Source organism: Nocardioides sp. CPCC 206348 (assembly GCF_048654705.1).
Lineage (GTDB): Bacteria > Actinomycetota > Actinomycetes > Propionibacteriales > Nocardioidaceae > Nocardioides.
This window is the reverse complement of the sequence record NZ_JBMCZA010000073.1, coordinates 829-3,024: the sequence shown is the minus strand read 5'-3', so window position 1 is coordinate 3,024 and position 2,196 is coordinate 829. Positions and strand designations below refer to the sequence as shown.

3 protein-coding genes are annotated in these 2,196 nt (G+C 67.7%); 1 reads left to right on the top strand and 2 read right to left on the bottom strand.

Annotation, left to right across the window (positions count from 1 at the left end):
- Window positions 1-764 (top strand): Ig domain-containing protein (locus tag ACOADB_RS03430; protein WP_378596533.1); only part of this gene is annotated, 764 nt, incomplete at its 5' end.
- A gap of 223 nt (window positions 765-987) precedes the next feature.
- Here the strand turns inward: ACOADB_RS03430 and ACOADB_RS03425 are convergent.
- Window positions 988-1,941, bottom strand: coding sequence for an S-4TM family putative pore-forming effector (locus ACOADB_RS03425; protein ID WP_378596532.1), 954 nt, complete (start codon window positions 1,939-1,941; stop codon window positions 988-990).
- A partial coding sequence (locus tag ACOADB_RS03420; RefSeq protein WP_378596531.1) for a hypothetical protein occupies window positions 1,938-2,196 on the bottom strand: 259 nt, incomplete at its 5' end. The genes ACOADB_RS03420 and ACOADB_RS03425, both read right to left, overlap by 4 nt.

Here is a 2,196-nt window from a genome sequence, read left to right as displayed (position 1 = left end):
AGGCGACCTGCGAGACGGCCGCCTTCGCGATCGGCAGCCACGACGTGGTCGCGAGCTACTCCGGTGACGCAGTCCTGGCCCCGGCCGAGTTCGGTACGACGTACGCGGTGGCCCACAAGCCGCTCCACATCACGACCACCTCACTCCCGGGTGCCAAGGCCGGTGCGCCGTACTCGGCACAGCTGACCGCCGAGGACGGTCTCGGCCCGTACACCTGGCACCTCACGGCCGGCAGCCTTCCGCCCGGCGTGACGCTCTCGCTGGCCGGCGCAATCTCCGGTACGCCGACGGGTGTCGGCTCGGGCAACCCGGTCACCTTCGAGGTGCGCGACGCGCAGGACGTGCCGTTCACCGATTCCCTTGCGCTCACCCTTGGTGTGCAGGCCGACACGGTTCGACCGATCGCGACCATCCGGGTCCCCACGGGCGCAGCGGCCTACCGGGTCGGCTCCTGGCGCACCCTGACCGGCAAGGCCACCGACTCCGGTGTCGGCGTGAAGAACGTGCGCGTCCGCGTCATCGAGAAGCGCGGCACCGCCTGGTACGGCTACCGGGCCGACACCGGTCGCTGGGTCAAGAGGAGCACCGCTGCCCGCGCCTGGAATGCCGCGACCGCGCGAACCGTCTCTGTCACCAACGGCGTCTGGACGTCGCGGGTCGCGGGCCTGACCAAGGGGCGGATCGCCGTCCGGCTCCGCGCCATCGATCATGCCGGGAACAGGTCGGAGACGGTGCGTACGGTGCACGTGCTCAACCGACGCTGAGCGAGCGGGGCTCGTTCGACCGCCGCGTACCTGCAGTTGAGTGCGGGTGCGCGGCGGTTTGTTCGACGGCGCGTCAGTCGCGGCGGTATGACGCGGGTGCGCGCAGGGTCTCAGCGCTACCGCATGTCATCTCGTGCTCGTCCACCTGATCAGCTCGCTCGACCGCTGGACAAGGGGCGTGGCGGCCCGGCGTGGTAGCGGAAGGGTTGGAGCCAACCTGCAACTAAGGCGCCAGTCGCGACCGTTGAACTTCGGCGACCTGGGCGAGTTGGTCTTCGTCTGATGTGCGGTAGTGGCGGTACAGGATGCCTGGGACGCGGCCGTACTCGGCGCGTGTGCGGTAGGTGCCGTCTTGGACTTGGCGGGCGAGGGTCTGGAGTTCGCTGCGTTTCCGCGGGGTGATGGGGCCTGGTTGCGCTTCGGCGAGTGCGTCGGCGACGAGTTCGGCGAGTCGGGTGCGTTCGCTCTCGACGTGGCGTTGGGCGCGCCACCGTTCGCGACCGAGGTCGTATGCTGCGGCTGCGGGTACGAACACGACAAGGAGTGTTTCGGCCATGGATGTGCCGGCCAGGGTCACGATGAATCCGGTGGTGGTCCAGGCGACGGCGATGGTGGCGAGGATGTAGCGGAAGCGTTTGCGGAGGCGGAGGTCCCAGGCGAGATTTTGTTCTTGGGTGATGAGGACGTCGTAGGGGTACTCCAGGCCGTCGGTCGGGTCGTACCAGCCGTCGGTGATGCGTTTGTCGGCGGGCGACCCGACTTTGACCTTCTTGGCGAGTTCGACGACCTGTGGATGTGAGACGCAGGCACTCGGTGCGAGGGTCTCGTTCCACGGCAGGTAGAAAAGGCGGCAGTCGAACGTTTCTTGGATGCGTGCTGCCTGTTCGGCGAACTTCTGGGCGAAGTGGCCGAGGACAAGGGCGGAGAACAGGAACCAGAGGAAGCCGCCGATCGCGACCTGGTTCTGAGCCTTGTCGAGGATGGCGAACGTGAGGCCGATGGCGGCGACGCCGCCGGCACCGACCTCCTGGATGGAGGCGACGATGTTGGTGTACCTGTGTGTGGTTGTTGCGGCGCGCTGAAGGTCAACCTCGGTCTTCTTGAGCTGGCGCTCGTGCAGGGGGACCGCCGGGATGCCGGCCGGCGGGTGGTTGTGTGCAAGGAACGGGTTGGTCACGGGTTGGGCATCCTGTTGTTGAATAGGCGCTTCCACTCGGTCACCGCGGCACGCTCCTGGTCGGCGTCGGCGAGGTCCACGGCGAGTTCGGCGATGCGTCGGGCCTCGAGGAGCGCGGTCTTTGCGGCGACGCGCTGGGTGGCGGTCATGGTGTTGACGTCACCGCCGAGGCCTGCGGGGTCGTCGAAGATGTCGTTGATGCGTTCTGCGGCGTTGGTGAAGAACAGGACGAGCTCGTCGGAGTATCGGCCGAAC